24 protein-coding genes are annotated in these 26745 nt (G+C 66.9%); 16 read left to right on the top strand and 8 right to left on the bottom strand.

Translation table 11 applies throughout. From position 1 onward, the window contains the following. Window positions 1–91 precede the first annotated feature (91 nt). Genes paaG through API01S_RS07290 form a run of 3 tightly spaced genes read right to left on the bottom strand, consistent with a single transcriptional unit; the run spans window position 92 to window position 3244 of the window. The gene (gene paaG, locus API01S_RS07300) at window positions 92–895 is read right to left on the bottom strand and encodes a 2-(1,2-epoxy-1,2-dihydrophenyl)acetyl-CoA isomerase PaaG (RefSeq protein WP_061304009.1); all 804 of its coding nucleotides are present in this window, start codon (window positions 893–895) and stop codon (window positions 92–94) included. Beyond that, complete coding sequence (locus tag API01S_RS07295; RefSeq protein ID WP_061304007.1) at window positions 892–2022, bottom strand: acyl-CoA dehydrogenase family protein; 1131 nt, start codon at window positions 2020–2022, stop codon at window positions 892–894. Before API01S_RS07295 ends, paaG begins: the two co-directional genes overlap by 4 nt. Before the next feature lie 31 nt (window positions 2023–2053). Further along, window positions 2054–3244: an acyl-CoA dehydrogenase family protein gene (locus API01S_RS07290; protein WP_061304005.1), complete on the bottom strand. Its 1191-nt coding sequence runs from the start codon at window positions 3242–3244 to the stop codon at window positions 2054–2056. A gap of 210 nt (window positions 3245–3454) precedes the next feature. On the opposite strand from API01S_RS07290, the gene API01S_RS07285 reads away from it, so the two are divergent. From API01S_RS07285 to API01S_RS07265, 5 genes are read left to right on the top strand one after another with little or no spacing between them, the layout of a single operon-like run. Further along, a complete protein-coding gene (locus tag API01S_RS07285; RefSeq protein ID WP_061304003.1) occupies window positions 3455–3859 on the top strand; it encodes a Zn-ribbon domain-containing OB-fold protein in 405 nt (134 codons plus the stop codon). After that, a complete protein-coding gene (locus API01S_RS07280; protein WP_061304001.1) occupies window positions 3856–5028 on the top strand; it encodes a thiolase in 1173 nt (390 codons plus the stop codon). The genes API01S_RS07285 and API01S_RS07280 overlap by 4 nt, the downstream gene beginning before the upstream one ends. A gap of 17 nt (window positions 5029–5045) precedes the next feature. Further along, window positions 5046–6566, top strand: coding sequence for a class I adenylate-forming enzyme family protein (locus tag API01S_RS07275; RefSeq protein WP_061303999.1), 1521 nt, complete (start codon window positions 5046–5048; stop codon window positions 6564–6566). 57 nt (window positions 6567–6623) lie between these two features. Then, window positions 6624–7598, top strand: coding sequence for a Bug family tripartite tricarboxylate transporter substrate binding protein (locus API01S_RS07270; protein WP_061303997.1), 975 nt, complete (start codon window positions 6624–6626; stop codon window positions 7596–7598). 19 nt (window positions 7599–7617) lie between these two features. Then, the gene (locus tag API01S_RS07265) at window positions 7618–8586 is read left to right on the top strand and encodes an NAD(P)H-dependent flavin oxidoreductase (RefSeq protein ID WP_006217566.1); all 969 of its coding nucleotides are present in this window, start codon (window positions 7618–7620) and stop codon (window positions 8584–8586) included. 196 nt (window positions 8587–8782) lie between these two features. Here API01S_RS07265 and API01S_RS07260 read toward each other — a convergent pair whose 3' ends face one another. Together API01S_RS07260 and API01S_RS07255 are read right to left on the bottom strand one after the other, a co-directional pair. Further along, window positions 8783–9778, bottom strand: a complete 996-nt coding sequence (locus tag API01S_RS07260) for a Bug family tripartite tricarboxylate transporter substrate binding protein (protein WP_061303995.1) — start codon at window positions 9776–9778, stop codon at window positions 8783–8785. A gap of 325 nt (window positions 9779–10103) precedes the next feature. Continuing rightward, window positions 10104–11003 carry a LysR substrate-binding domain-containing protein gene (locus tag API01S_RS07255; protein WP_006217564.1) on the bottom strand — a complete coding sequence of 300 codons (900 nt, stop codon included), beginning with the start codon at window positions 11001–11003 and terminating at the stop codon, window positions 10104–10106. Between the two features lie 150 nt (window positions 11004–11153). On the opposite strand from API01S_RS07255, the gene API01S_RS07250 reads away from it, so the two are divergent. Genes API01S_RS07250 through API01S_RS07240 form a run of 3 tightly spaced genes read left to right on the top strand, consistent with a single transcriptional unit; the run spans window position 11154 to window position 14156 of the window. Beyond that, window positions 11154–12068, top strand: a complete 915-nt coding sequence (locus tag API01S_RS07250; RefSeq protein WP_006217563.1) for an SDR family NAD(P)-dependent oxidoreductase — start codon at window positions 11154–11156, stop codon at window positions 12066–12068. A gap of 7 nt (window positions 12069–12075) precedes the next feature. Next, window positions 12076–12936, top strand: coding sequence for a MaoC/PaaZ C-terminal domain-containing protein (locus API01S_RS07245; RefSeq protein ID WP_006217562.1), 861 nt, complete (start codon window positions 12076–12078; stop codon window positions 12934–12936). Beyond that, window positions 12933–14156 (top strand): CaiB/BaiF CoA transferase family protein, encoded by a 1224-nt coding sequence (locus tag API01S_RS07240; protein ID WP_061303993.1) that lies wholly within the window; start codon window positions 12933–12935, stop codon window positions 14154–14156. The genes API01S_RS07245 and API01S_RS07240 overlap by 4 nt, the downstream gene beginning before the upstream one ends. A 68-nt stretch (window positions 14157–14224) precedes the next feature. Here the strand turns inward: API01S_RS07240 and API01S_RS07235 are convergent, their stop codons facing one another. After that, complete coding sequence (locus API01S_RS07235; protein ID WP_006217560.1) at window positions 14225–15748, bottom strand: fumarate hydratase; 1524 nt, start codon at window positions 15746–15748, stop codon at window positions 14225–14227. A 76-nt stretch (window positions 15749–15824) separates the two neighbouring features. After that, window positions 15825–16592, bottom strand: coding sequence for a crotonase/enoyl-CoA hydratase family protein (locus tag API01S_RS07230; RefSeq protein WP_061303991.1), 768 nt, complete (start codon window positions 16590–16592; stop codon window positions 15825–15827). Window positions 16593–16869: 277 nt separating this feature from the next. Here API01S_RS07230 and glyQ point away from each other — a divergent pair, with 277 nt between their 5' ends. The 8 genes from glyQ to def are packed head-to-tail and all read left to right on the top strand — an operon-like array spanning window position 16870 to window position 24402. Continuing rightward, window positions 16870–17781: a glycine--tRNA ligase subunit alpha gene (gene glyQ / locus API01S_RS07225; RefSeq protein WP_006217557.1), complete on the top strand. Its 912-nt coding sequence runs from the start codon at window positions 16870–16872 to the stop codon at window positions 17779–17781. Further along, complete coding sequence (gene glyS / locus API01S_RS07220) at window positions 17782–19920, top strand: glycine--tRNA ligase subunit beta (protein ID WP_061303989.1); 2139 nt, start codon at window positions 17782–17784, stop codon at window positions 19918–19920. Further along, a complete protein-coding gene (gene gmhB / locus API01S_RS07215; protein ID WP_006217555.1) occupies window positions 19917–20456 on the top strand; it encodes a D-glycero-beta-D-manno-heptose 1,7-bisphosphate 7-phosphatase in 540 nt (179 codons plus the stop codon). The genes glyS and gmhB overlap by 4 nt, the downstream gene beginning before the upstream one ends. Window positions 20457–20460: 4 nt before the next feature. After that, window positions 20461–21189 carry a lysophospholipid acyltransferase family protein gene (locus API01S_RS07210; RefSeq protein ID WP_006217554.1) on the top strand — a complete coding sequence of 243 codons (729 nt, stop codon included), beginning with the start codon at window positions 20461–20463 and terminating at the stop codon, window positions 21187–21189. Beyond that, on the top strand, window positions 21176–22288 hold the full coding sequence (locus API01S_RS07205; protein ID WP_156487088.1) for a M48 family metallopeptidase: 1113 nt from the start codon (window positions 21176–21178) through the stop codon (window positions 22286–22288). Before API01S_RS07210 ends, API01S_RS07205 begins: the two co-directional genes overlap by 14 nt. Window positions 22289–22307: 19 nt before the next feature. Continuing rightward, window positions 22308–23450, top strand: a complete 1143-nt coding sequence (locus API01S_RS07200) for a 2-aminoethylphosphonate--pyruvate transaminase (RefSeq protein WP_006217552.1) — start codon at window positions 22308–22310, stop codon at window positions 23448–23450. An 11-nt stretch (window positions 23451–23461) separates the two neighbouring features. After that, window positions 23462–23857: a lactoylglutathione lyase gene (gene gloA / locus API01S_RS07195; RefSeq protein ID WP_006217551.1), complete on the top strand. Its 396-nt coding sequence runs from the start codon at window positions 23462–23464 to the stop codon at window positions 23855–23857. Window positions 23858–23868: 11 nt separating this feature from the next. Further along, a complete protein-coding gene (gene def, locus API01S_RS07190) occupies window positions 23869–24402 on the top strand; it encodes a peptide deformylase (protein WP_050728078.1) in 534 nt (177 codons plus the stop codon). Here def and API01S_RS07185 read toward each other — a convergent pair. After that, complete coding sequence (locus API01S_RS07185; RefSeq protein WP_061303987.1) at window positions 24399–26744, bottom strand: acyl-CoA dehydrogenase; 2346 nt, start codon at window positions 26742–26744, stop codon at window positions 24399–24401. The genes def and API01S_RS07185 overlap by 4 nt on opposite strands. Between the last annotated feature and the right edge of the window lies 1 nt (window position 26745).

Genomic DNA, 26745 nt, shown 5'->3' with positions numbered 1-26745 from the left:
GTCTTAGAGGTCGCCTCGGCGGGCATCGAAACGAACGCCCCCGCGCTCACCGCAAAACACCTTTCGACGCGCTCCGGCTGCACGCCACGCCTCAGGTTCCAGTGAACGCGGGCGGCCGCTTTTCGGCGAAGGCGCGCATGCCTTCCACGTAATCGTCCGTGTAGCCCAGCTCGCGCTGCAACTGGCATTCCAGGTCGAACTGCTGCGCCAGCGTATTGCCGCTGGACGCGTGCAACGCGGCCTTGGTCGCTGCGTAGGCACGCGTGGGGCCAGCGGCCAGGGTGGCGGTGATATCCGACAAGGTGGCATCCAGCGCATCATCCGGCACGACGCGCCAGATCAGCCCCCAGGCCTGCGCGTCTGTTGCGCTGACCGATTCGCCGAACAGCGCCGCGCCCATCGCGCGCGCCGACCCGACCAACCGGGGCAGAAACCACGTGCCACCTGCGTCTGGCAACAGGCCAATCTTGCTGAACGCCTGCACGAAACGCGCCGACTGCACGGCGAAGACCACGTCGCACGCCAGCACCAGGCTGGCTCCCGCGCCCGCCGCCACGCCGTTCATCACGCACACCACCGGCACCGGCAGCGCGCGCAATCGGGTGATCAGCGGCCGATAGCATTTCTCCAGCATCAGGCTCAGGTCACGCCGCGAACCATCGTCGGCAGGCTTGCGTTCGCTGAGATCCTGCCCCGCGCAAAAGCCCCGGCCCGCGCCGGTGATGACCAACCCACGCAGGCCCGCATGCGCTTGCAGGGTATCGAGCGCGCGCGCCAGTTCGGTGTGCATGACCTCGGTAAAGCTGTTGAGCCGGTCCGGCCGGTTCAGCGTGATGACGCCTACGCCGTCCGTCAGCGTGAAGCGGATCTGCGTGTAGCTTTCGCCCGTCGTCATGCCTGCTCCTCAAGTATCGCCAAACCTTCCAGCACCGCCAGTTGTTCAGCCGTATCGCCCAGCAGTTGATCCACCATGGTCAACCGCTTGAAGTAGTCGCCCACCTCCAGCTCGTCCGTCATGCCCATGCCGCCATGCAGCTGCACCGCCATCTGCGCCACCTGCCGCCCGGCGCGGGCCGCCTCCAGCTTGGCCGACGCGATCATGCGGCGGCGCTGCGCGGCATCGGGTTCGGTCAGCGCGGCGACCGCTACATAAGCCATCGACAGGGCCAGTTCCTTGGCCACCAGCATCTCGGCCAGGCGGTGTTGCAGCGCCTGGAACGCGGCCAGCGGCTGGCCGAACTGCTTTCGTGTCTTCAGATAGTCGACGGTGATTTCCAACAGCCGGTCCATCGCGCCGGCCGCATGCGCGCAGAGCGCCGCCGTGCCCCATTGCAGCGCCAGGGCCAGCGCAGCATCGGCATCGGCGCCCTCGGCCAGCAAGGCATCGGCGGGCAGGCCCACGGCGTTCAGATCCAGCCGGGCGCAGCGCGCGCCATCCAGCGTGGGCGTGTCGGTGACGCGAACGCCCTCGGCATTCGCAGGCACCGCCAGCAGGACGGTCTGGCCTTCGGCCCCCTTCGCGCTGACCAGCCAGGCCGTGGCCGCCGCCCCGTGCCACACCAGATGCTTGGCGCCATCCAGCCGCCACCCCTGCCCCGTCCTGGCGGCGCGGCAATCCTGGGGCTGGGTGTCATAGCGCCGACCCGGCTCTTGATACGCCACGCTGACGATCGCCTCGCCCGAGGCAATTGCCGGCAGCCAGCGACCGCGCGCCGCATCGCCGCACGCATCCAGCAGCGCCGCGCCCATGACCGCACTGGGGATGACGGGTTCGGACACCAGGCCGCGGCCCAGCTCCACATGCACGGGCAAGAGGCTGGCGGGCACTTCTCCAAAGCCGCCGTAGTCCTGCGAAATGGTCAGGCCCAGCACGCCCAGCTCGGCCAGCGCGGCCCAGGCCCGAGGGTCCAGCGTTCCGGCTGCCTGCCGGGCGCGGCGCTGGGGAAACGTCCATGCCTGGTCCACCAGGCGGCGCAGGCTATCGGCCAGCATGCGCTGTTCTTCGGTATAGATGAAATCCATGCGTGTCTTCCTGTCGGATGGCGCGGCGGGCCTACAGGCCCAGCACCAGGCGGGCGATGATGCCCTTCTGCACTTCGGTCGTGCCGCCGTAGATGGACGTCTTGCGCATATCGGCATAGCCCGCGCCGGCGGCTGCCGCCATCGCGGGGCCCGGTCCGTGGTCATCGCTGTCGGCCAGCAGCCAGTCGGGGTCGTAGGGCCAGGCGTCCGGCCCCGCCACCTCCATCTGCAACATGGCCAGGTCCTGCTGGATCTCGGAGCCGCGGATCTTCAACACCGAGGCCTCGGGCCCGGGCGTGCCGTCATTGCTGGAGGCCACGCGCAGCAGCAGCATTTCCAGCGCCATGATGTCCACTTCGATGCGCGAGATGCGGTCACGGAAGCGGCTGTCGGCCAGCAGGGGCTTGCCATGCGAGCGCGCCTGCGCCGCCATGTGTTTCAGGATGCCCAGTTCACGATGGCAATGGCCCAGCCCGGCAATACCGGTGCGTTCGTGGCCCAGCAGGTATTTGGCGTAGGTCCAGCCCTGGTTCTCTTCGCCCACCAGGTTTTGCACTGGCACGCGCACGTCTTCCAGCCAGACCTCATTGACGTCGTGGCCGCCGTCCAGCGTGCGGATCGGGCGCACCGTCACGCCGGGTGCGCGCATGTCCAGCAACAGCATCGAAATGCCGCGCTGCGCGCGCGCGTCGGGGTCGGTGCGCGCCAGGCAGAACATCCAGTCGGCATATTGCGCCAGCGTGGTCCACGTCTTCTGGCCGTTGACGACATAGTGGTCGCCATCGCGCACGGCGCGCGTTTTCAGCGAGGCCAGATCGGACCCGGAACCCGGCTCGGAATAGCCCTGGCACCACCAGTCCTGCACGCGCGGAATGCGCGGGAGGAAATGCGCCTGCTGTTCCGCGCTGCCGTATTTCATCAGGACGGGGCCGATCATCGACAGGCCGAACGGCAGCAGGCGCGGCGCGCCGGCCTTGAAGCATTCCACTTCGAAGATCAGGCGCTGCAAGGCGTTCCATCCGGTGCCGCCGTGCTCGGCGGGCCAGTTCGGCGCGCCCCAGCCCTGGTCCGCCAGGATGTTGTGCCAACGCACGTAATCGTCGCGCTCCAGGCGCTGATGACGCAACACCTTGTCGCGGATGTCGGCCGGCAGCCGGGTGGCCGCGAACGTACGCACCTCGTCGCGGAATTGGCGCTCTTGCGGCGTCCAGGTCAGGTTCATGGTCTACCTCCTTTGCCCGGTATCTAGCCATGGCCCGCATGGCCTTCACAATCTGCCTCTTCCGAAGACCGGCTTCGCGCTGGATGTAGGGCCGCCGCCCGCCCTGCCCACTACCGATACGCAAAAGGCCTGCTTCAGCAATGAAGAATGGCCGAACCTTGCCGCTGTACCGACACTAGCAGCCGTCATCCACTGGAATCCCATCGCACCATGACTGTTTCCGATCACAAGGAAAGCGTGTCGCAGGGCGTCGAGGCGCAGTACCGCCAGGCGCTCGACCAGGGCCGCTTTCTTATCCAGCACTGTGGCGGTTGCGACCGCGCGGTGTTCTATCCCCGCATGATCTGCCCGCACTGCGGCGCCGACAAACTCAGCTTCACGCCCGCCGACGGGCGCGGCGAGGTCTATTCCACCACCGTCGTGCGCCGCAAGCCCGAAGCGGGCGGCGACTACAACGTGGCGCTGATCGACCTGCAAGAAGGCGTGCGGCTGATGAGCCGCGTCGAAGGCGTCGCCCCCGCCGACGTGCGCATCGGCATGGCCGTGCGCGCCCGCGTGGTCCAACAGGATGGCCACGGCCTCGTGGTCTTCGACCCTTGCCAGGAGGCGACATGACGCTCAACGATTTGCGCGGCGCGGTGGCCGTCGCCGGCGTGGGCCATGCAGGCCTGGGCCAAGCCAACGGCTACACCGAAATGGAAATCCTGGTGCAGGCGGCGCATCGCGCCGTGACCGACGCCGGCCTGACCATGCAGGACATCGACGGCCTGTGCACCGCCAGCGTCGCTGCGCCGATGTGGGCCATGCCGGTGATCGAACACCTGGGCATCCGCCCCACCTTCATCGACAGCACCATGCTGGGCGGCTCTAGCTTCGTGGCGCACCTGCTGCCGGCATTGCATGCGCTGGCCTCCGGTCAGTGCAACGCCGTGCTGGTCTGCTACGGCAGCACGCAGCGCACCTCCACCTTGAGCCGCGCCGAGATCGGCCGCGTGCGCAAGCAGTTCGACCCGCAGCCTTATGAGACGCCCTACGACCCGTTGAGCCCGCTGTCCTCGTATGCGCTGGCGGCGGCGCGCCACATGCACCAGTACGGCACGCGCCGCGAGCATCTGGCGCAGGTAGCGCTGGCGGCCAATCAATGGGCGCAACTGAACCCGGAAGCGCAACTGCGCGAACCGACCACGCTGGACCAGATCCTGTCCGCGCGCATGGTGTCCGACCCCTTGAGCGTGCGCGACTGCTGCCTGGTTACCGACGGCGCGGGGGCCTTCGTGCTGGTGCGCGCAGATCGCGCCCGCGACCTGCCGCGCCCGCCCGTCTACGTGCTGGGCAACGCCACGGCGGTCTGGAATCGGCAGATCTCCTCCATGCACGACCTGACCGTCACCGCCGCCGCGCAATCGGGCAAGCACGCGTTCGACATGGCCGGCGTTGCGCCGCGCGACATCGACGTGGTCGAACTCTACGACGCCTTCACCATCAACACCCTGCTGTTCCTTGAAGACCTGGGCTTCTGCGAAAAAGGCGAAGCCAAGGACTTCATCGCCGACGGCGCCATCGCACCGGGCGGCCGGCTGCCCGTCAACACCAACGGCGGCGGCTTGTGCTGCGTGCATCCCGGCATGTATGGCGTCTTCATCATGATCGAAGCCGTGCGCCAACTGCGCGGCGAATGCGGCGCCCGCCAGGTCGCCAGCGCGAACCTGGCGCTGGTGCACGGCAACGGCGGCACCTTGTCCAGCCAGTCCACCGCCATCCTGGGCACCCAGGCCACCCTTTGATCCTCACGGCAACATCGATGTCCCAAGCAGAACCCATCACCCGCATTCATGAGGTCCTTGCGCTTCAGGCGCGCCAGCAGCCCGACGCCGTCGTGCTTTACGAGGAAGGCGGCGGCACGCTGACCTATGCGCAGCTATGGCAGCGCGTGCAGGCCGTGGCCGGCTGGTTGCGCGAGCAAGGGGTGCAGCCCGGCCACCGCGTGCTGATGGTGGGCGAGAACTGCGCGGCGATGATCGCGGCGCTGTTCGGCTGCGGCGTGGCGGGCGCCTGGCCGGTCGGCGTGAACGCGCGGCTGTCCGCCCGTGAAGTGGACAACATCCGCCAGCATGCCCAGCCCGAACTGATGCTCTACACGACAGGCGTGTCGCCCGCCGCCGCCGCCCATGCCGCCGCCTCGGGCGCGGTGAATGCCGACCCCGCTGTATGGGGACCGGGTGTGCAGGCCGCGCGCGCCGCCGCGCCCACACGCGCAGAAACCGGCGCGCAGGCCGCGGAAGTGGCCACCGTCATCTACACCTCGGGCACCACGGGCGCGCCCAAGGGCGTGATGGTGCCGCATCGCGGACTGCTGCATTTCGCGCGTGTGTCGGCGGCGTCGCGGCGACTGACGCCGCACGACATCGGTTACGCGGCGCTGCCCATGTCGCACATCTTCGGCATCGCCACCGTGCTGATGGCGACCGTGCACGCCGGCGCCAGCCTGGTGCTGCGCAGCCGCTTCGACGCCGAGGACGCCTTCAAGGCCCTGGCGCATCCCGGCGTCAGCATCCTGCAAGGCGTGCCCACCATGTTCAGCCGCATGATGGCCGTGGCGCCGCCCCGCGCCGAGCTGCGCGCGCCCGCCTTGCGCTACCTGTACACGGGCGGCGCGGCGCTGGATCCCACGCTCAAGCGCGACGCCGAACGCTACTTCGGGGTCGCCATGCACCACGGCTACGGCATCACCGAATACGCGGGCTCGATGTTCATCACGCGCATCGACGAACCCCGCGACGATTGTTCGGCGGGCTACGCGGTGGACGGCGTCGAATTGCGGCTGGGCAGCCCCGAGGCCGGCGCGCCCACGCCCGGCGAACGCGGCGACATCCTGATCCGGGGCCCAGGCGTCATGCTGGGCTACTACCGCAACCCCGAACAGACCGCCGAGGCCCTGCTGCCGGGCGGCTGGCTCAACACGGGCGATATCGGCTATGTCGAAGACGACGGCGCGCTGTTCATCGCCGGCCGCTCCAAGGACCTGATCATCCGCTCGGGCTTCAACGTCTACCCGATCGAAGTCGAGTCGGTCATCAATGCCTTTCCCGGCGTGCGTCTGTCCGCCGTGGTGGGCCGCGACACCGCCGACCAGAACGAAGAGGTCATCGCCTTCGTCGAGCCCCTGCCCGGCGCCAGGATCGACACCGAGCTTTTGATGCGGCATCTGCGCGCGCAGCTGGCGCCCTACAAGCGGCCCGCACGGATCATTTCCATCGACACGATTCCCACGACCGTCAGCGGAAAGATCCTCAAGCAACCGCTGAAAGAAAGGTTGGCGTAGGCGCGGACTCGCTGTTCCGCTCCACGACCAGCCCCTTAACCACAAGGAGACAACAGCGTGAAACTCAAGACCCTCATTGCCACGGCCACCGCCACGGTGGCGCTTTCCATGGCGGCCTCGGCCCACGCGGAAGGCTACCCCGACCGCCCCATCCGCCTGTTGGTAGGTTATGCGCCGGGCGGCCCCGTCGACACCACGGCGCGCGTCTTCGCCAAGTACCTGGGCGACAAGCTGGGCCAGACCGTCGTGGTCGAGAACCGCGCGGGCGCCAGCGGCATGATCGCCTCGGACGCCACCGCCAAGGCCACGCCCGATGGCTACATGCTGGGCTTTGCCGCCAGCCCCACGCTGACCATGTCGCCGCTGGTCCAGCGCAGCACGCTGTTCGATCCGCGCCGCGACTTCTCGCTGATCGGGCTGGTCGTCGATTACGCCAACGTGCTGCTGATCGGCCCGCAGATTCCCGCCAAGAACGTGAGCGAACTGGTCAGCTATGCGCGCTCGCACCCCGACGCCGTGTCGTTCGGATCGGCCGGCATCGGCGCGTCCAACCACCTGTCGGCCGAGCTGCTGAAAAAGCAAGCCGACGCTTCCATGCTGCACGTGCCGTATCGCGGCAACTCGCCCGCCATGATGGATGTGATCAGCGGCAAGGTGACGTTCATGTTCGACATCACCAGCACCGCGATTCCTTTCATCAAGAGCGGCAAGGCGCGCGCGCTGGCCGTCACGTCCAAGACCCGCAACCCCGAACTGCCGGACGTGCCCACCATGATCGAGGCCGGCATGAAGGACTACGAAGTCGTGGGGTGGTACGCACTGGTCGGGCCCAAGAAGCTGCCCGATGCGGTATCGACGCGCCTGACCCGCGCGCTGCAAGACGTGTCCAAAGACCCGGCTTTCCGCCAGGCCATGACCGAAGGCGGCTACACCATCAACGCGGGTGACGCCAAGGCGCTGCAATCGCGCATCGACCGCGAATACGCCTTGTGGTCGGACGTCATCCAAAGCGCCAACATCCAGGCCAATTGACCCTAACCGGAGCCCTCTGATGCATCCTCCGCTTGCGCTACGCGCCCAGACCCGCCTGCCGATCATCGGCGCCCCCATGTTCCTCGTCTCCGGGCCCGAGCTGGTCGTGGCGCAGTGCGCGGCGGGGATCATCGGCACCTTTCCGTCGCTGAACGCCCGTCCGCAGGAACAGTTGCAGGACTGGATCACGCGCATCGAAGACGGCCTGGCCGCCGCGCGCCGCGCCAACCCTGCCGCCAAAGTCGCGCCCTACGGCGTGAACCTCATCATCCACCCCAGCAACCCGCGCTGGCAGGGCGACCTGGCCATCTGCGCCGAGCGTCGCGTGCCGCTCATCATCACCTCATTGCACGCACCCGAAGCCGTGGTGCAGGCCGTCCACCCCTATGGTGGGCAGGTCTATCACGACGTCACCAATGTGCGTCACGCCAAGCGCGCGCTGGAGGCCGGCGTGGATGGACTGATCCTGGTGGCGGCGGGCGCGGGGGGACACGCCGGCCAGATCAATCCGATCGCGCTCATCAACGAAATCCGCGCCTTCTACGATGGCCCGCTGGCGTTGTCGGGCTGCATCAGCCATGGCAAGGACGTGCTGGCCGCGCAGGTCCTGGGCTGCGACTTCGCCTACATGGGCACGCGCTTCATCGCCACGCAGGAATCGCTGGCCGGAGACGCCTATCGCGAAATGGTGCTGCAAGCACAAGCTGCGGACGTGACCTACACGCCGTACTTCTCCGGCGTACCCGCCAACTACCTGTCTGCCAGCATCCAGGCGGCGGGGCTGGACCCCGTCGCGTTGTCGCGCAGCGGCGATGCGCCCCCCGCGAACATGGACAAGCATTCGCGGCCCAAGGCCTGGAAAGATGTCTGGAGCGCCGGACAAGGCGTAGGCGCGGCGCAGGAGGTATTGTCGATCGGGACGCTGGTGGATCAGTTGGAAGCGGAGTATCGAAGCGCGCGGGCGGCGATGGTGGCGGCGGCAGGCTAGGTTGTGATGAAACGATGGCGGGCGCGAAGTCCGAGCTGGCCGCCCATCGCTGCGGCAAGCCCATGCCCGATCCCTGCCTGGTGCTTTCATGCGGATGGCGCAAGACGTAGTCCTGCGTCGGCGGGACCACAATCCGAATTCCGTGGCCCGCGTTATTCGACTCAGCTCGATCTGGTCTGACCTATTCCATCACCCGTCACTCCAGCTTGATGTTCGCCGTCTTGATCAGGTCGCGCCATTTGACGATCTCATCGCGCACGAACGTACCAAACTGCTCGGGCGTGCCGGGCTTGGGTTCGGCGCCCGCCGCGATCAATGCCTTGGCGGTGGCCGGGTCCGACAGCACCTTCACCATGTCGGCGTTCATGCGTTTGACGATGTCGGGCGGCGTGCCCTTGGGCGCCATCACGCCGCTCCAGGAATAGGCCTCGTAGCCGGGCAGGCCCGACTCGGCAATGGTGGGCACGTCGGGCAGCATGCTCGAGCGCGTGGGGTTGCCCACGCCCAGCGCGCGCACCTTGCCGCCCTTCAGATGCGGCACGGCGGACGGGCCGTCGGCGAACATCACCTGCACCTGTCCGCCCAGCAGGTCCTGCATGGCCGGCGCGCTGCCGCGATACGGCACGTGCTGGATGCGGACCCCGGCCATGGCGTTGAACAGTTCGCCGGCCAGATGCGTGCCGCCGCCCGTGCCGGACGAGCCGAACGACAGCTTGCCCGGGTTCTTCTTGGCGTAGGCGATCAATTCACTGACGGTATTCACGGGCAGCGCGGCGTTGACCACCAGCACGATGGGGAACACGGCCGCCATGCCGACCGGCACGAAATCGGTGGTGATGTCGTAGGTCAGGTTGTTGCGCAGGCTGGGCAGCACCGCGTGGTGGATGGAAGCGAAAAAGAAGTTGTAGCCGTCGGGCTCGGCCTTGGCCGCGAACTGCGCGCCGACGATGCCGCCCGCGCCCGACTTGTTGTCCACGACGGTGGGCACCGACCACATCTGGCCCAGCGGCTGCGTGGTGAAGCGGGCGGTGGTGTCCACGGGGCCGCCGGCCGGAAACGGCACGATGAATGTCACGGCATGGCCGGGCCACGTCGCGGCGCGGGCCAAGGTCGGGAACAACGTGGGCAGCACGGCCGAGGCGCATGCGGCGCCCAGCCCCGCGATGACGCGGCGGCGTTGAGGATCTATCACTGCAGTCTCCTGAGTCTCGGTGTTATTCGCGATCAGGCCAATGCAACCTCCGCCCGCCGCATTTTTTCTCAGCGTGTTCTGTTCACGCTTTTTTATTATTTTCCGAGCGCCGCGATTCGCCGCTACACATTTTCAAAAGCCCCTCTTTCGCGTGCGCTGAATGTTCGGTGAGCGGACACAATTTTTGGCGCGGCGAGCGGCTACCGCATCTGGCCGACCGCCAAAGGGACGAGGACAAGGGGGACTTCCACGCTTGTTCTATGCGCTTGCGGGTGGAGCGTTGGAGCTGCGCAGAGGGTCGGCCAGGCCGCCCGGTGTCTGACGTTCACTGTCCGCGCGCCGCGCGTTGCACGTGTTCGATAAAGCATTCGGCAAAGCTGGGCAGGTCTCGGCCACGTTGGCGGCATAGCAGCCGGTCGCGCAAGGCCCAGGAGTCTTCCAGTTTCAGCACGTGCAGCGCATTGGGGCGGCTGTAGCGCGCGGCGCAGGCGCGCGGCACGACGGCGATGCCCGCGCCCGCCTCGACCATGCGGCACACCGCTTCGAAGCTGCCCACGTGCACGCGCTGGCACAGGCGCTTGCCCAGACCGCTGGCGATGTCTTCCAGAAAGGTCTGGATGGCGCTGTCGGGGTGGATGCCCACGAATTGGTAGGCGTCGACCAGGTCCACGAAGTGCGCGGACTTCGACGCCGCCAGAGGATGGTCCAGCGCCGTCACCACGGTAAGCTCGTCGCGGAACAAAGGCGTGACGTCCAGCCCTTCGACGTCGATGTTGCCGGCCACCAGCCCCAGGTCGCCCGCGCCCGCGCGGATGGCGATGACAATGTCGCCAGAAATTTTCTCTTCAAGCTCGACGTCCACGTCAGGGTTTTCCGCCAGGAAGGTGGACAGCGCATCGGCCAGGAACGAATTGGTGGCGGTGGTGTTGGCCAGCAAACGCAAGCGCCCTTTCAGGCCGCTGGCGTAGGGTTGCAGATCGGCGTTCAGGCATTCCAGTTGGCGGAACACGGCGTTGGCGTGCTTGAGCAGCACTTCGCCCGCCGGCGTCAGCGCCACGCCCGTAGCCAGGCGCACCAGCAGGCGCGCCTTGAAGGCTTCTTCCATGTGCTTGACCCGGGCGCTTGCCGCCGGCAAGGACAGGAACGTGCGTTCCGCGGCCCGGGTCAGGTTGAGGGTTTCGCCCACGTTCAAGAACAAACGCAGGTCCGTCAGATCATGTCTCATGTTCCACCACGCAGAAGGGGGGCATTTCTAATTTTGAATTCTTCGAATGCCGCCACGAATCTACCATGGGCTATTCCCATGAACCAGACCGGTTGATACGGAACTGTTTTCCATCGGCGGCGCGTGCGCCGCAGCAAAGGAGTGAATTCAATGAGCGGCATCGTTTCCGGAAAGGTAGTGGTTGTCACCGGCGCGGGCGGCGGCATCGGGCGCAGCATTGCGCTGGCGATGGCCGAGGCTGGCGCGAAGGTAGTGGTGAACGACATCGGCGTGTCGCTGACGGGCGAAGGCGGGGCAGAAGGCCCGGCGCAGGCCGTCGTGAAAGAAATCACGGCAGCGGGCGGACAAGCGGTGGCCAACACCGACAGCGTGGCCGCCTACGACAGCGCCAGCCGTGTCGTGCAGACCGCCATCGACGCCTACGGCCGTATCGACGCCGTCATCAACAACGCCGGCAATCTGCGCGACCGCGTTTTCCACAAGATGAGCGAAGAGGAATGGCGTCAGGTGATCGACGTGCATCTGAACGGCTCGTTCTTCATGAGCCGCGCGGCCGCGCCGTATTTCCGCGAACAGGAATCGGGCGCCTTCGTACACATGACGTCGACGTCGGGCCTGATCGGCAACTTCGGACAGGCCAACTACGCCGCCGCAAAACTGGGCATCGTCGCACTGTCCAAGTCCATCGCGCTGGACATGGCGCGCTACAACGTGCGCTCGAACTGCATCGCGCCCTTTGCCTGGAGCCGCATGACCAGCTCGATTCCGGCCGAGACCGACGAAGAAAAAGCGCGCGTGGAAAAGTTGAAGAAGATGGAGGCAGGCAAGGTTGCGCCGATGGCGGTGTACCTGGCCAGCGATGCGGCCAGCGAAATCACCGCACAGATCTTCGCGGTGCGCGCCAACGAGATCATGCTGATCAGCCAGCCGCGCCCGCTGCGCACGGTGCATCACAGCGAAGGCTGGACGCCCGAACGCATCGCCGACATTGCCGTGCCCGCCATGCGCAAGCACTTCTACGCGTTGGAGCGCTCGCCCGACGTGATCGACTGGGACCCTATCTGAGACCGCCATGCCGCTGGATTACACCACCGTGAAAGACTGGCGCTTTGACGAGGTCCGTCAGCGTTACGACCAGAAAGACACCATGCTGTACGCGCTGGGCATCGGCCTGGGCCAGGACCCCGAAGACACGCGCCAACTGCGCTACGTGTACGAAGAGGGCTTGCAGGCGTTTCCCACGATGGGCGTGGTGCTGGCCTATCCCGGCTTCTGGGTGCGGGACCCGCGCTCCAGCATCGATTGGGTCAAGGTGGTGCATGGCGAGCAACGGCTCACCGTGCACGCGCCGTTGCCGCCCGCAGGGCAGATCAGCAGCCGCAGCCGCAACACGCACGTGATCGACAAGGGCGCGGACAAAGGCGCCATTGTCGTCACGGAACGCACGCTGCACGGCGAGGACGGCGCGTGCCTGGCCACCTTGCAGCAAAGCACGTTCTGCCGGGGCGATGGCGGCTTTGGACAGGGCGACGCCAGCCCCGATCCCTTACCCCCCACGCCCACGCGCGAGCCGGACCTGCGCTGCGAATTGGCCGTCGCGCCCAACGCCGCGCTGCTATATCGCTTGAACGCAGATCCCAACCCGCTGCACGTCGACCCCGAGGTCGCGCGTAAGGCCGGCTACCCCAAACCCATCCTGCATGGGCTGTGCTCGTACGGCGTCGCCGCGCATGCCATCGTGAAAAGCTGCTGCGACTACGACGCCTCGCGCCTGACCAGCCTGAACACGCGATTTTCCGCGCCGGTGTATCCCGGCGAAACGCTGCAATGCGACATCTGGCGCGGGCCGCAGGGGCAGATCCAGTTCCTGGCGCGCTCGCGCGAGCGCGACGTGGTGGTCATGAGCCACGGCACCGCGACGGTGCAATCATGACGCGGCCGCCTGCGCTTGACGGCATACGCGTGCTGGACCTGTCGCGCATCCTGGCCGGCCCGTGGTGCACGCAAAACCTGGCCGACCTGGGCGCCGACGTCATCAAGATCGAACGCCCGCTGGTGGGCGACGACACGCGCGCCTGGGGCCCGCCGTACCTGAAGGATGGCGACGGGCAGGACACCAGCGAATCCGCCTACTACCTCAGCGCCAACCGCAACAAGCGCTCGGTGGAAGCCGACATGGCCACGCCCGAGGGAGCCGCGCTGATCCGCGAGCTGGCGGCGGTCAGCGACATCCTGGTCGAGAATTTCAAGGTGGGTGGGCTGGCCAAGTACGGGCTGGACTACGACAGCCTCAAAGCGATCAACCCGCGCCTGATCTACTGCTCGGTCACGGGCTTCGGGCAGGACGGCCCCTACGCGCAGCGCCCCGGCTACGACTTCATGATCCAGGGCATGGGCGGGCTGATGAGCATTACCGGCGAACGCGACGACCTGCCAGGCGGCGGTCCGCAGAAGGCGGGCGTGGCAGTCACGGACATCGTGACGGGCATGTACGCCACCGTGGCGATCCTGGCGGCGCTGCAAGAGCGCCACCGCAGCGGCTTGGGACAGCATCTGGACATCGCCCTGCTGGACAGCCACGTGGCGCTGCTGGCGAACCAGAATTCCAATTACTTCAACTCGGGCGTGGCGCCGTCGCGAGCGGGCAATGCGCATCAGAACGTGGTGCCCTACCAGGTCTTCGCCGCCAGCGACGGCCATCTGATCGTGGCCACGGGCAACGAATCGCAGTACCGCGCCTATTGCCGCGCGATCGGCGCGCCCGAGCTGGGCGACGATCCACGTTTTGCGACCAACCGGCTGCGTGTCACGAACCGCGAAGTACTGATCGAGTTGCTGACGACGATCATGCTGCAAGGCCGCCGCGACGACTGGATCGACAAGCTGGAAGCGGTGGGCGTGCCCTGCGGTCCCATCAACGACATCGCGCAATCCTTCGCGCATCCGCAGTCGCAGGCGCGGCAGTTGCGCCGCGAGATCCCGCACCCCTTGGGCGTCACCGCGCCGGTCACGGCCAGTCCGCTGCGGTTTTCGGATTCGCCGGTGGTGTACCGGCGCGCGCCGCCGCTGCTGGGGGAACACACCGAGCAAGTGCTGCGCGAGGTGCTGGGCAAGTCACCGGAAGCAATCGAGGCGTTCAAGCGGCCGCGTTAGGGTGCGATCGCCTGCCTTCAAAAAAAACGGCCGCTGACTATCAGCGGCCGTTCTGTCGTCAACGAGGCTTAGGCGACGGCGACGGGGATCTTGCCGATCTTGGCTTGCCATTCCTTCGGACCGGTCGTGTGGACCGAGGTGCCCTTGGCGTCCACCGCCACGGTCACCGGCATATCCTTCACGTCGAATTCGTAGATGGCTTCCATGCCCAGGTCGGCAAAGCCCAGCACCTTGGCGCCACGAATGGCCTTGGACACGAGGTAAGCCGCGCCGCCCACGGCCATCAGGTAGGCCGAGCCGTGCTTCTTGATGGCTTCGATGGCGACGGGGCCGCGTTCGGACTTGCCGATCATCGAGATCAGGCCCGTCTTCTCAAGCATCATGTCGGTGAACTTGTCCATGCGCGTGGCGGTGGTGGGGCCGGCGGGGCCGACCACTTCGTCACCCACCGGATCCACCGGGCCCACGTAATAGATCACGCGGTTGGTGAAGTCCACGGGCAGCGGTTCGCCCTTGGCCAGCATGTCCTGGATGCGCTTGTGCGCGGCGTCGCGGCCGGTCAGCATCTTGCCCGACAGCAGCAGCGTCTGGCCCGGCTTCCAGCTGGCCACTTCTTCCTTGGTCAGCGTGTTCAGGTCGACCTGCTTGGACTTGTTGTAGTCCGGCGCCCAGTGCACTTCCGGCCACTCGGACAGCGACGGCGGATCCAGGCGCGCGGGGCCCGTGCCGTCCAGTTCGAAGTGAGCGTGGCGCGTAGCGGCGCAGTTCGGGATCATGGCGACGGGCTTGGAGGCCGCGTGCGTCGGGAAGGTGCTGATCTTGACGTCCAGCACGGTCGTCAGGCCGCCCAGGCCCTGCGCGCCGATACCCAGCGCGTTGACCTTTTCGTACAGCTCGATGCGCAGTTCTTCCAGCTTGTTCTGCGGGCCGCGAGCCAGCAGTTCGTACATGTCGATGTCTTCCATCAACGACTGCTTGGCCATCAGCATGGCTTTTTCAGCGGTGCCGCCCACGCCGATGCCGAGCATGCCCGGCGGGCACCAGCCGGCGCCCATCGTCGGGACGGTCTTGAGCACCCAGTCCACCAGCGAATCGCTGGGGTTGAGCATGGCGAACTTGGATTTGTTTTCCGAACCGCCGCCCTTGGATGCGATTTGCACGTCGACCTTGTCGCCCTGGACCAGTTCGACGTGCAGGATACAGGGCGTGTTGTCGCGCGTGTTCTTGCGCGCGAACAGCGGGTCGTCCAGCACGGAGGCGCGCAGCGGATTATCCGGATTCAGGTAGCCACGGCGCACGCCTTCATCGCACAGTTCCTGCAGGGTGCGCTTGGTGTCGAAGCGCACGCTCATGCCGATCTTCAGGAAGACGTTGACGATGCCGGTGTCCTGGCAAAGCGGACGCTTGCCTTCGGCGCACATGCGCGAGTTGGTGAGGATCTGCGCCATCGCATCGCGCGCGGCGGGGCTTTCCTCGCGCTCGTAGGCGCGCGCCAGGTGACGGATGTAGTCGACGGGGTGGTAGTAGCTGATGAACTGAATGCCATCGGCAATCGACTGGATGAAGTCTTCTTCTTTAATGATGACGGACATGGCGAATGACTAAGTCGGAAAAAACGTGAAAAAACGGCTGGCCGAGCCAGCCGCACATGATGGGATACAGCTTATTTTATTTGCCTTGCCATACGGGCTTGCGCTTTTCCGCGAAAGCGGTCGCGCCTTCCTTGGCGTCGGCGGACGTGAAAATGTGCGCGATCAGCGGGCGCTGGCGGTCGAACATGCCTTCCTGGTCCCAGTCGCCCGACTGCGCCACGATGCTCTTGGCGGTCTGCACGGCCAGCGGGCCGTTCTCGACGATGGCGCGCGCCAGTTCCAGCGCGCCGGCCAGCGCGCCGCCCGGTTCGGTCAGGCGGTTGACCAGACCGAACGAATGAGCGCGTTCTGCACTCAGCATTTCACCCGTCAGGATCACTTCCATGGCGATGTGGTACGGCAAGCGGCGCGGCAGGCGCAGCAGGCCGCCCGCGCCGGCCACCAGGCCGCGCTTGACTTCCGGCAGGCCGAACTTGGCGTTGTTGGCGGCCACGATCAGGTCAGACGCCAAGGCCATTTCGCAGCCACCGGCCAGCGCGTAACCTTCCACGGCGGCGATCAGCGGCTTCTTGGGCGGACGCTCGTTCAGGCCAGCAAAACCCCGGCCGTCCACGTAGGGACGCTGCCCCGACTTGGCGAAGGCCTTCAGATCCATGCCCGACGAGAAGGTGCCGCCACCGCCCGTCAAGATGCCGATGCGCACGTCGTCGCGGCTGTCCAGCTGGTCGAGCGCGGCGGCCATGGCCTGCGCGGTTTCCAGGTTGATGGCGTTCTTGGCTTCGGGGCGGTTGATCGTGATGATCTGGATGCCGTCGGTGACTTCCACCGTGATCAGGTCTGACATAGGACTGCTCCTTCCGGGATTTCTCGGAATCGGGTTCCGGGTTTTATATAAGACTTGGGACGTAACCCGGAATCATACGACCATTGGTTTCGAGGCGCAGCCGGACCCCGCCGCAGCGTCCGCCAGGGGCACACCCGCCCTGCCTGGGGATGCGGTTCGGGCATAGATGTAACCGCACGGCGGCGCTCGCCAAACAGGACAGCCCCGGGCCAGTTAAAATGCCCGGTTTCCCACGCCCACGGCAGGCCTTGCCCGGCGGTCGAATTCCAAGAATCCTATGCTCACCTTTCAGCAAATCATCCTTACGCTCCAGGAATACTGGGACAAGCAGGGTTGCGCCCTGCTGCAGCCCTACGACATGGAAGTCGGCGCCGGCACCTCGCACACGGCCACGTTCCTGCGCGCGATCGGCCCGGAGCCGTGGCGCGCCGCCTACGTGCAGCCCTCGCGCCGCCCGAAGGATGGCCGCTATGGCGAAAACCCCAACCGCCTGCAGCACTATTACCAGTACCAGGTCGTGCTCAAGCCCGCGCCGCCTGACATCCTGGACCTGTACATCGGTTCGCTCAAGGCGCTGGGCATCGACCCGACGCAACACGACATCCGCTTTGTCGAAGACGACTGGGAAAACCCGACGCTGGGCGCCTGGGGCCTGGGCTGGGAAGTGTGGCTGAACGGCATGGAAGTCACGCAATTCACGTACTTCCAGCAAGTCGGCGGCCTGGACTGCACGCCGACCACGGGCGAAATCACCTACGGCCTGGAACGCCTGGCCATGTACCTGCAGGACGTGCAAAGCGTGTACGACCTGGTCTGGACCGAAGGCGCCAACGGCAACCGCGTGCTGTACCGCGACGTGTTCCACCAGAACGAGGTCGAACAGTCCACCTACAACTTCGAGCACTCGTCGGCGGACATGCTGTTCGCGCACTTCAACGACTACGAAGCCGAGGCCAAGCGCCTGATGGACGTGCCGCTGGCGCTGCCGGCCTACGAGGCCGCGCTGAAAGCCGCGCACACCTTCAACATGCTGGATGCGCGCGGCGCGATCAGCGTGACCGAGCGCGCCGCCTACATCGGCCGCATCCGCAACCTGTCGCGCGCCGTCGCACAGGCTTATTTCGATTCCCGCGAACGACTGGGCTTTCCCATGCTGCGCCGCAATCAGGCCGCCGGGGAGGCTGCATAAATGACGACGAACATCCGCCCGCTGCTGGTCGAACTGCTGACCGAAGAACTCCCGCCCAAGGCCCTGCAAAAGCTGGGCCAGGCCTTTGCCGAAGGCGTGCGCGCCACGCTGGAACGCCACGGCCTGCTGGCCGAGGGCTGCGCCGTGACCGCGTATTCCACGCCGCGCCGCCTGGCCGTGCACCTGTCCGCCGTGCTGGCGCAGGCGCCCGACCAGCCCTATGCCGAAAAGCTGATGCCCGCCAAGATCGGCCTGACCGAAGACGGCAAGGCCACCCCGGCGCTGCAAAAGAAGCTGGCCGCCAAGGGCCTGGAAAACATCGATCTGGCCACGCTGGACCGTGAGTCCGACGGCAAGCAGGACTACCTGATCGCTCGCGGCACCGCCGCCGGTTCCTCGCTGGCCACGGGCTTGCAGGAAGGCATCGACAACGCCTTGAACGGCCTGCCGATCCCCAAGGTGATGCGTTACCAATTGGCCGACGGCGTCACGACCGTCAAGTTCGTGCGCCCGGCGCATGGCCTGGTCGCCCTGTTCGGGGCCGACGTGGTGCCGGTCTCGGCGCTGGGCATGCAGGCCGGCCGCGACACGCTGGGCCATCGCTTCATGTGCGAAGGCCCGGTGTCGTTCGCCGACGCGGATTCCTACGCCGCCACGCTGGCCGAGAAGGGCCGCGTCGTGGCGTCCTTCGAAGGCCGCCGCGACGACATCCAGCGCCAATTGCTGGACCACGCCGGCCGCCTGTCGGCCACGCTGGGCGACGACCCGGAAGTAGCCGCGCTGCTGGATGAAGTGACGGCGCTGGTCGAACATCCCACCGTATACGTGGGCCAGTTCGAAGAGCAGTTCCTGCAAGTGCCGCAGGAATGCCTGATTCTGACCATGCGGCTGAACCAGAAGTATTTCCCGCTGTTCGACCCGGCCACCGGCCGCCTGACGCACCGGTTCCTGATCGTGAGCAACATGCACACGGACAACCCGGTCAACATCGTCGAAGGCAACCAGCGCGTGGTGCGCCCGCGCCTGGCCGACGCCCAGTTCTTCTTTGAAACCGACCGCAAGACCCCGCTGGCCGCGCGCGTCGAGCAGCTGGGCTCCATCGTTTATCACAACAAGCTGGGCACCCAGCTTGAACGCGTCGAACGCGTGCGCGCCATCGCGCGCGGCGTGGCTGAACAGCTGGGCGGCGACGTCACCGCCGCGGATCGCGCCGCCATGCTGGCCAAGGCCGACCTGGGTTCGAACATGGTGGGCGAATTCCCCGAGCTGCAAGGCATCATGGGCGCGTACTACGCGGCCGGCGACGGCGAAGCGGCCAGCGTGGTCGAGGCGCTGCGCACGCAGTACCGCAACCGCTATGACGCGCCCGTCACGCAAGACACGCTGACCGCCGCCACGCTGTTCATCGCCGAGCGCGTGGAAACGCTGGTGGGCATCTGGGCCATCGGCCTGGCGCCCACGGGCGAACGCGATCCCTTCGGCCTGCGCCGCGCGGCGCTGGGCCTGATCAGCGCGTTCGAACAACTGGCGGCCGGTGGCTGGTTGAAGGTCAGCCAGGACGGCCCGCTGTCGCTGGACGGCCTGCTGACCTTGGCCGCGGGCACCTTCCCGGCCGGCAAGATCCCGGCCGATACGCTGGCCGAGGTCCGCACGTTCATTTATGAGCGCTACCGCAACCAGCTCATCAACGATTTCGACCGCAACGCGGTGGAAGCCGTGATCGCGCTGACCCCGCCGCTGCATCAGGTGGCCGAACGCGTGCGCGCCGCCGCCGCCTTCGCGCAACTGCCCGAAGCCGCCAGCCTGGCTGCCGCCAACAAGCGCATCGGCAACCTGCTGAAGAAGGCCGAAGGCGAGATCGGCGCGGTCAACGACGCGGCGCTGGTCGAACCGGCCGAACGCGCGCTGGCCGCCACGGTCGCCGCGCTGCGGCCGCAGGCCGAAGCCCAACTGGCCGCGGGCGATTTCGCCGGCAGCCTGTCCACGCTGGCGCAGGCGCGCGAGCCCGTGGACGCGTTCTTTGCGGACGTCATGGTCATGGCCGAAGACCCGGCCGTGCGCGCCAACCGGCTGGCGTTGTTGAGCCAGCTGCATGGCCTGATGAACCAGGTGGCCGACATTTCCAGGCTGGCACAGTGAAACTCATCATCCTCGACCGCGACGGCGTCATCAATCAGGACAGCGATGCGTTCGTCAAGAATCCCGACGAATGGATCGCCCTGCCCGGCAGCCTGCAAGCCATTGCTCGGCTGACGCAGGCCGATTGGAAAGTGGTGGTGGCCAGCAACCAGTCCGGCCTGGCGCGCGGCCTGTTCGACATGGACACGCTGACTGCGATCCACACCAAGATGCGGCGCGAGCTGGCCGCCGTGGGCGGCGCGATCGATGCGGTGTTCCTGTGCCCGCACGGGCCGGACGACAACTGCACCTGCCGCAAGCCGCGCCCGGGCCTGTTCGAACAGATCGGGCACCGCTACGACATCAGCCTGGCCGGCGTGCCGGCCGTCGGCGATTCGTTGCGCGACCTGCAAGCGTCCGCCTCCGTGGGTTGCTCGCCCTGGCTCGTGCAGACGGGCAATGGCCAGAAGACGCTGGCCAAGGGCGGCCTGCCCGACAACACCCGCGTGTGTGAAGACCTGTCGGCCGTGGTCGATATTCTGCTTCAGGACAATTGATTCAATGGCCCGGCTACGTTCGCTGCTGTATTTCCTGTTCCTGGCCATCACGGTCATCCCCTACGCGTTTGCCTGCATCCTGTGGGCGCCGCTGCCGCTGCACTGGCGCTATCGCCTGACGGTGGGCTGGCCGCGTCTGGCGGTCTGGGGCGCCAAGGTGTTCTGCGGGATCCGCTGGCAGGTCAAGGGCTGGGAAAACCTGCCCGACGGCCCGGCCGTGATCCTGTCCAAGCACCAATCCGCCTGGGAAACCCTGTTCTTCCCGGCCTACATGCCGCGCGAAGTCTGCTTCGTCTACAAGAAAGAACTGCACATGGTGCCGTTCTTCGGTTGGGGACTGGCGCTGTTGCGCATGATCGCCATTGACCGCTCGAAAGGCCGCGACGCCTTCGATCAGGTGGTCAAGCAAGGCCAGACCCGCATGGACGAAGGCCGCTGGCCGCTGCTGTTTCCCGAGGGCACGCGCGTGCCGCCCGGCAAGACCGCGCGCTTCAAGATGGGCGGGGCGCTGTTGGCCTCGCGCACTGGCGCCGTTGTGATTCCCGTAGCGCACAACGCCGGCGAGTGCTGGCGGCGCAACGCTTTCGTCAAATATCCCGGCCTGGTCACCCTGTCGATCGGTCCCGCGATAGAATCCAAGGGACTCTCCCCCGACGAACTGAATCAGAAGGTTCAGGAATGGATCGAAGGGGAAATGCGGCGTCTCAATCCTGAAAGGTATGCCCAGCACTGATCAGCTCGAACTCCTGTTCGACACGCAAGAACACGACGCGCCCCACGGCGCGTCGCCGCTGATCGCCACGCCTCAGCCGACAGCGCCCAAGCCGGCCGCGCCTAATCAGCCGGCCGTGCCTAAGCCGGCCGCGCCTGAACCGGCCGTGCCGCGCAGCAACACGGCTGCCCCCGGCGCGCAAGCCTCGCCCTCTGGCGCTGGCGTGCCGTCTCAGCCTCACCCCCAGCCCGTCACGCCCTCGAACCTTTTTCCCAATGCGCCCAAGGGCGATGCCGGCAAGGGCGAACCGCTGCTGACGCTGTCCCCCAATGCCGCATCGCGCGTGCCCACGCCCTGCCCCGACCCGCTGCCGCCCGGCGCGCGCTGGCGCGAGGTGCAGACCGACGAGCAAGCCATCGGCTTCGTGCTGCTGCGTTCGCGCCGCCGCAGCATCGGGTTCGTCATCACCGATGATGGCCTTCGGGTCACCGCGCCTAGCTGGGTCACGCTGACGCAAATCGACGACGCGGTGCGCGAGAAGGCGCGTTGGATCGTCACCAAGTTGCGCGAATGGCACGCCCGCAAACAGCAGTTGGCCATGGCGCACACGCGCTGGCAGGCAGGCGGCGAACTGCCTTACCTGGGCAAGCGCATCCTGATCGGCGTGGGTGGCGACAGCCGTCAGTCTCGCTTGTCCGGCGATGCCGACGCGCCGCTGGACGGCGACACCCTGATGCTGGCGCTGCCGTCCACGGCCGATCAAGGCCGTATCCGCGACGCCGCGCAAGCCTGGTTGCAGCAGCGCGCAGGCGCATGGATGGGCGCGCGGCTGGCGCATTTCCTGCAGATCAGCGGCTTGAAGATCCGTCGCTGGCGGCTGTCATCCGCCGCCACACGCTGGGGCTCTTGCACCAGCGACGGCAACATCATGTTGAACTGGCGCCTGATCCATTTCGCGCCCGGCATTATTGATTACGTCATTGCGCACGAGCTTGCGCATCTGCGCGAGATGAACCACAGTCAGGACTTCTGGCGCGAGGTCGGCCAGATCCTGCCCGACTTCGAAGACGCCAAGAACATCCTGCGGCGCCACGACCCCGCTTCGCTGCCTCAATTCTGAGGCGCACTGGAGACAAGAAATGTTGCTGCTGATTCCCGGCCCGGTCACGACCGACGCAAGGGTGAAGGCCGCCATGGCGCAAGACTATGCGCCGTGGGACAACGATTTTCGGGAAGGCTACCGCCAGGTCTGCGATGGCGTCCTGCAAGTGGCGCAGGGGTCGCCTGACGAACATGTGGCGCTGGCGTTGCCCGGCTGCGGACACTTCGCGGTGGAAGCGGCCATCCGCAGCTTCGTGCCGCCGGGCGGCCGCCTGCTGGCCCCGTCCACCGGCGCATACGCGGCGCGCTTGCAGAAGCTGGCGGGCGAAGCGGGACGCGTCGCCGTGCCGCTGGCCGTGGGCGCTACCGAACGCCTGGACCCGGCCGCCATGGCCGCCGCGCTGGAACGAGACCCCACGCTGACCCATGTGGCGCTGGTCTACAGCGAGACGGGCAGCGGCATCTGCCACGACGTGCCGGAGCTGGCCCGCATCGCCCACGCGCTGGGCCGGCGCGTCATCGTCGACGCCGTGTCGGCCTTCGGCGCGCTGCCGCTGGACGTGTCGGCGCTGCCCGCCATCGACGCCGTGGTGCTGACCGCCAACAAATGCCTGGAAGGGCTGCCGGGCGCCGCGTTCGTCGTGGCGCGCCGCGACCGCCTGGAGGCCGCGCGCGGCAACGCTGGCAGCTGGTCGCTGGACCTGGCCGATATCTATCAACACACGCTGGCGCCCAATGCCGGTCCGCGCTTCACCCCGCCCGCGCCCACGCTGGCCGCGCTGGCCGTGGCGCTGGACCTGTATCGCCAGGAAGGCCGCGAAGGGCGGCTGGCGCGTTACACCGCGAACATGCGCGCGCTCTATGATGGCGTGAGCGAGCTGGGCCTGTCGCCCTATCTGTCGCGCGAGCTGCAAGGCCCCATCGTCGTCAACGTGCATGCCCCGGATGCGCCGACCTGGCATCTGCAATTGTTCGTGGACGCCCTGAAGGCGCGCGGCTACGTGATCAGCAATTTCACCAACACCGAACAACCCACGTTCCGGGTCGGCTGCATCGGGGCCTTTGGCCCGGACCAGATGCGGCAGGCAGTCACCGCCATGGGCGGCGCGCTGCGCGACCTCGGCATTACACGCGAAAGCGCGGGCGTGGCCCCGTTTTTGCCTCAACCCCTCATCGCCTAAGGAAGATCTCCATGCGTATGCTCCACACCATGCTGCGAGTCGGCAACCTCGACAAATCCATCGATTTCTACACCAACGTGCTTGGCATGCGCGTCCTGCGCCGCAACGACTATCCCGACGGCAAGTTCACGCTGGCCTTCGTGGGCTATCAAGACGAGTCCGAAGGCGCGGTCATCGAGCTGACCCACAACTGGGACACCGACAAGTACGACCTGGGCAACGGTTACGGCCACATCGCTTTGGAAGTGGACAACGCCTACGAAGCCTGTGACAAGGTCAAGGAACGCGGCGGCAAGGTCACCCGCGAAGCCGGCCCGATGAAGCACGGCAAGACCGTGATCGCCTTCGTGGAAGATCCTGACGGCTACAAGATCGAATTCATCCAGAAGAAAGGCCGCCAGGACTGAGTCTCGCCGCCATGATCCATCCCATCCTGAAAATGGGCGACCCGCGCCTGCTGCGCGTGGCCCCGCCCGTGGAGCAGTTCGACACGCCCGAGTTGCACGCCCTGATCGCTGACATGTTTGAAACCATGGCAGCCGCGCAGGGCGTGGGCCTGGCGGCGCCGCAGATCGGCGTGGACCTGCAACTGGTGATCTTCGGCTTTGACCGCAACGAGCGCTACCCCGACGCGCCCGCCGTGCCGCAGACCATCCTTTGCAACCCGGTCATCACGCCGCTGTCGGACGAGATGGAAGACGGCTGGGAAGGTTGCCTGTCGGTGCCCGGCCTGCGCGGCCAGGTGCCACGTTATCGCCACATCCGATACAGCGGGTTCGATCCGTATGGCAAGCCGATCGAGCGCGAAGCCGAAGGCTTTCACGCTCGCGTGGTGCAGCACGAATGCGACCACTTGATCGGCCGCCTGTATCCGTCGCGGATCCAGGATTTCTCGAAGTTCGGCTTCACTGAAATCCTGTTTCCGGGCATGGACCCGAACTCGGACGATTAAGTCGTCGCGTCCGGCGTCGGAGCTGGCGTCGATGCTGACGTCGGCGCTGGCGTCGGATCTGACGGGGTCTGCGCCCTATTGCTTGCCGCCTGCGGCGACAGTTCCTCGGGCGCAAAATCATCCACCTGCAAGACCTTGGACACCATCGCGTCGGCCGCTTCCAGTTGCGCGGCCTGCGCGTCGGTGATGGCGCCCAGCTGATGCGCCTCGCGCCAATTCTTTACGTTCGATTGGCGCAGGCGGTCGCGGATGGGCTGTACCGCCTCGACCAGCGCAAAGGCGCGGGTCAGGTCGGCCAGCGGGTCGCCGCCCGCGCGGCCGCCCCCCAGCAGCACGCCGGCTGATGCGCTGGCAGCGGGTTCCCGATGCAGGTCGGCCGCAAGCCGGGCATGCGTGGGAGATGGCTTCAACAGCAGCTCGGCGCAGGCGCGCGTCAACGCGTCGTTCGGCCCACGCGCCAGCCGCAACGGCAGGATGGCGGCGCGCAAGCCCCACGCCAGCACGCGGCCAGGCAAATTGCGCAGCACCTCGTCCAGGCTTTTTTCGATGCTGGCGTAGCCTTGCTCCATGCACCAATCCACCAGCGGCAGGTCGTCGTGCTTGCGGCCTTCGTCTTCCCAGCGCTTGAGAACGGCCGACAGCAGGTACAGCTGCGACAACACATCGCCCAGGCGCGCCGAGATCAGCTCGCGCCGCTTCAGCCCGCCGCCCAGCTGCGCCAGCGTGGCATCGGCCAACAGCGCGAATCCCGAGGCGTAGCGCCCCAGCCGCCGATAATGCCCCGCCGTCGGCCCGGACACGGGTGACGGCGCCAACAACGCGCCCGACCACGCTCGGCCAATCGCGCGCAGCGTGTTCTTGCCCGCATGCCGCAAGTGGCGCCAGAACACGTCGTGAAAGACCTCGATGCCGCGTTCTTCGTCAGGATTGGCCAGCGCCAGCATTTCCGGCATCAGGTAGGGATGCGCGCGGATGGCGCCCTGCCCAAAGATGATCAGGTTGCGCGTCAGGATGTTGGCGCCCTCGACCGTGATGGCGATGGGCACCGCGCGATACAGCGCGCCCAGGTAGTTGCTGGGCCCGTCGATGACCGCGCGGCCGGCGTGCACGTCCATCGCGGCATTGACGGATTCGCGCATGCGTTCGGTGGCGTGGTATTTCATGATGCCGGACACGACGGCCGGCTTGACGTCCTGGTTCAGCGCGGCGCAGGTCAGGCGGCGCGCCGCCTCGACCAGATAGGCGTTGCCGGCCAGCTGGGCCAGCTGCTCCTGCACGCCTTCGAACTTGCCGATGGGAATGCCGAACTGTTCGCGCACGCGGGCGTACATGCCGGTGGTATGCGCGCACATGACGGCAGCCGCGGCCGACAGCGACGGCAGCGAAATGCCGCGCCCCGCGGCCAGCGCGCTCATCAGCATCTTCCAGCCCTGGCCCGCGCGCGCCTCGCCGCCGATCAGTGCGTCCAGCGGCACGAACACGTCGTGCCCTTTGTTCGGACCATTCTGAAACACCTGCATGGCCGGCAGATGCCGCCTGCCGATCTCAACGCCCGGCGCCTCGGTGGGCACCAGCGCCACCGAGATGCCGATGTCTTTGGGGCCGCCCAGGATGCCGTCGGGGTCCGACATCTTGAACGCCAGCCCCAGCACCGTGGCTACCGGCCCCAGCGTGATGTAGCGCTTGTGCCAGTTCAGCCGGATGCCGATGAGCTCGCGGCCGTCGACCACCTGGCGGCACACGACGCCCGTGTCCACCATGGATGCGGCGTCCGAGCCGGCTTCGGGGCTGGTCAGGCCGAAGCAAGGCACTTCGCGGCCGTCGGCCAGCCGTGGCAGCCAGTAATCGCGCTGCGCGGGCGTGCCAAACTGCATGAGGAGTTCGCCCGGCCCGAGTGAGTTGGGCACCATGACGGTGACGCCCGCCGTGATGGAATAGGCCGATATGCGGCGCACCACTTCGGAATGCGCGTAAGGGGAAAAGCCCAGGCCGCCGTAGCGGCGCGGAATGATCATGCCGAAAAAGCGCTGCGCTTTCAGGAAGTCCCACACTTGCGGCGGCAGGTCGCGCCGGTTCCAGGTGATGTCCCATTCGTCCAGCATGGCGCACAGTTGCGCCACGGGGCCGTCGATGAATGCCTGCTCTTGCGGCGTCAAGGTGGCGGCGGGCACGTCCAGCAGCTTGCGCCAGTTGGGGTTGCCGGTGAACAGGTCCGCGTCCCACCAGGTGTCTCCGGCCTCGATGGCCTCGCGCTCGGTGGCGGACATGGGGGGCAAGGCGTTGCGCGCCCAGCGGTACGCGGGTTCCGAGATGCGGCGACGGCGCCAGGCATTGAAATCCATG

Origin of the sequence: Achromobacter piechaudii NBRC 102461, from assembly GCF_001571245.1 — a bacterium.
GTDB lineage: Bacteria > Pseudomonadota > Gammaproteobacteria > Burkholderiales > Burkholderiaceae_B > Achromobacter > Achromobacter piechaudii.
This window is presented reverse-complemented; position numbering and strand designations above follow the sequence as displayed.

Coding starts and splice junctions, on each gene's coding strand:
- API01S_RS07230 (WP_061303991.1), bottom strand. CDS start 16,592: ATGTCAGACCTGATCACGGTGGAAGTCACCGACGGCATCCAGATCATC.
- API01S_RS07185 (WP_061303987.1), bottom strand. CDS start 26,744: ATGGATTTCAATGCCTGGCGCCGTCGCCGCATCTCGGAACCCGCGTAC.
- API01S_RS07235 (WP_006217560.1), bottom strand. CDS start 15,748: ATGTCCGTCATCATTAAAGAAGAAGACTTCATCCAGTCGATTGCCGAT.
- paaG (WP_061304009.1), bottom strand. CDS start 895: ATGACGACGGGCGAAAGCTACACGCAGATCCGCTTCACGCTGACGGAC.
- API01S_RS07245 (WP_006217562.1), top strand. CDS start 12,076: ATGCCGCTGGATTACACCACCGTGAAAGACTGGCGCTTTGACGAGGTC.
- def (WP_050728078.1), top strand. CDS start 23,869: ATGATCCATCCCATCCTGAAAATGGGCGACCCGCGCCTGCTGCGCGTG.
- API01S_RS07285 (WP_061304003.1), top strand. CDS start 3,455: ATGACTGTTTCCGATCACAAGGAAAGCGTGTCGCAGGGCGTCGAGGCG.
- API01S_RS07200 (WP_006217552.1), top strand. CDS start 22,308: ATGTTGCTGCTGATTCCCGGCCCGGTCACGACCGACGCAAGGGTGAAG.
- API01S_RS07250 (WP_006217563.1), top strand. CDS start 11,154: ATGAGCGGCATCGTTTCCGGAAAGGTAGTGGTTGTCACCGGCGCGGGC.
- API01S_RS07210 (WP_006217554.1), top strand. CDS start 20,461: ATGGCCCGGCTACGTTCGCTGCTGTATTTCCTGTTCCTGGCCATCACG.
- API01S_RS07205 (WP_156487088.1), top strand. CDS start 21,176: ATGCCCAGCACTGATCAGCTCGAACTCCTGTTCGACACGCAAGAACAC.
- glyQ (WP_006217557.1), top strand. CDS start 16,870: ATGCTCACCTTTCAGCAAATCATCCTTACGCTCCAGGAATACTGGGAC.
- API01S_RS07240 (WP_061303993.1), top strand. CDS start 12,933: ATGACGCGGCCGCCTGCGCTTGACGGCATACGCGTGCTGGACCTGTCG.
- API01S_RS07290 (WP_061304005.1), bottom strand. CDS start 3,244: ATGAACCTGACCTGGACGCCGCAAGAGCGCCAATTCCGCGACGAGGTG.
- API01S_RS07275 (WP_061303999.1), top strand. CDS start 5,046: ATGTCCCAAGCAGAACCCATCACCCGCATTCATGAGGTCCTTGCGCTT.
- API01S_RS07255 (WP_006217564.1), bottom strand. CDS start 11,003: ATGAGACATGATCTGACGGACCTGCGTTTGTTCTTGAACGTGGGCGAA.
- gloA (WP_006217551.1), top strand. CDS start 23,462: ATGCGTATGCTCCACACCATGCTGCGAGTCGGCAACCTCGACAAATCC.
- API01S_RS07265 (WP_006217566.1), top strand. CDS start 7,618: ATGCATCCTCCGCTTGCGCTACGCGCCCAGACCCGCCTGCCGATCATC.
- glyS (WP_061303989.1), top strand. CDS start 17,782: ATGACGACGAACATCCGCCCGCTGCTGGTCGAACTGCTGACCGAAGAA.
- API01S_RS07295 (WP_061304007.1), bottom strand. CDS start 2,022: ATGGATTTCATCTATACCGAAGAACAGCGCATGCTGGCCGATAGCCTG.
- API01S_RS07280 (WP_061304001.1), top strand. CDS start 3,856: ATGACGCTCAACGATTTGCGCGGCGCGGTGGCCGTCGCCGGCGTGGGC.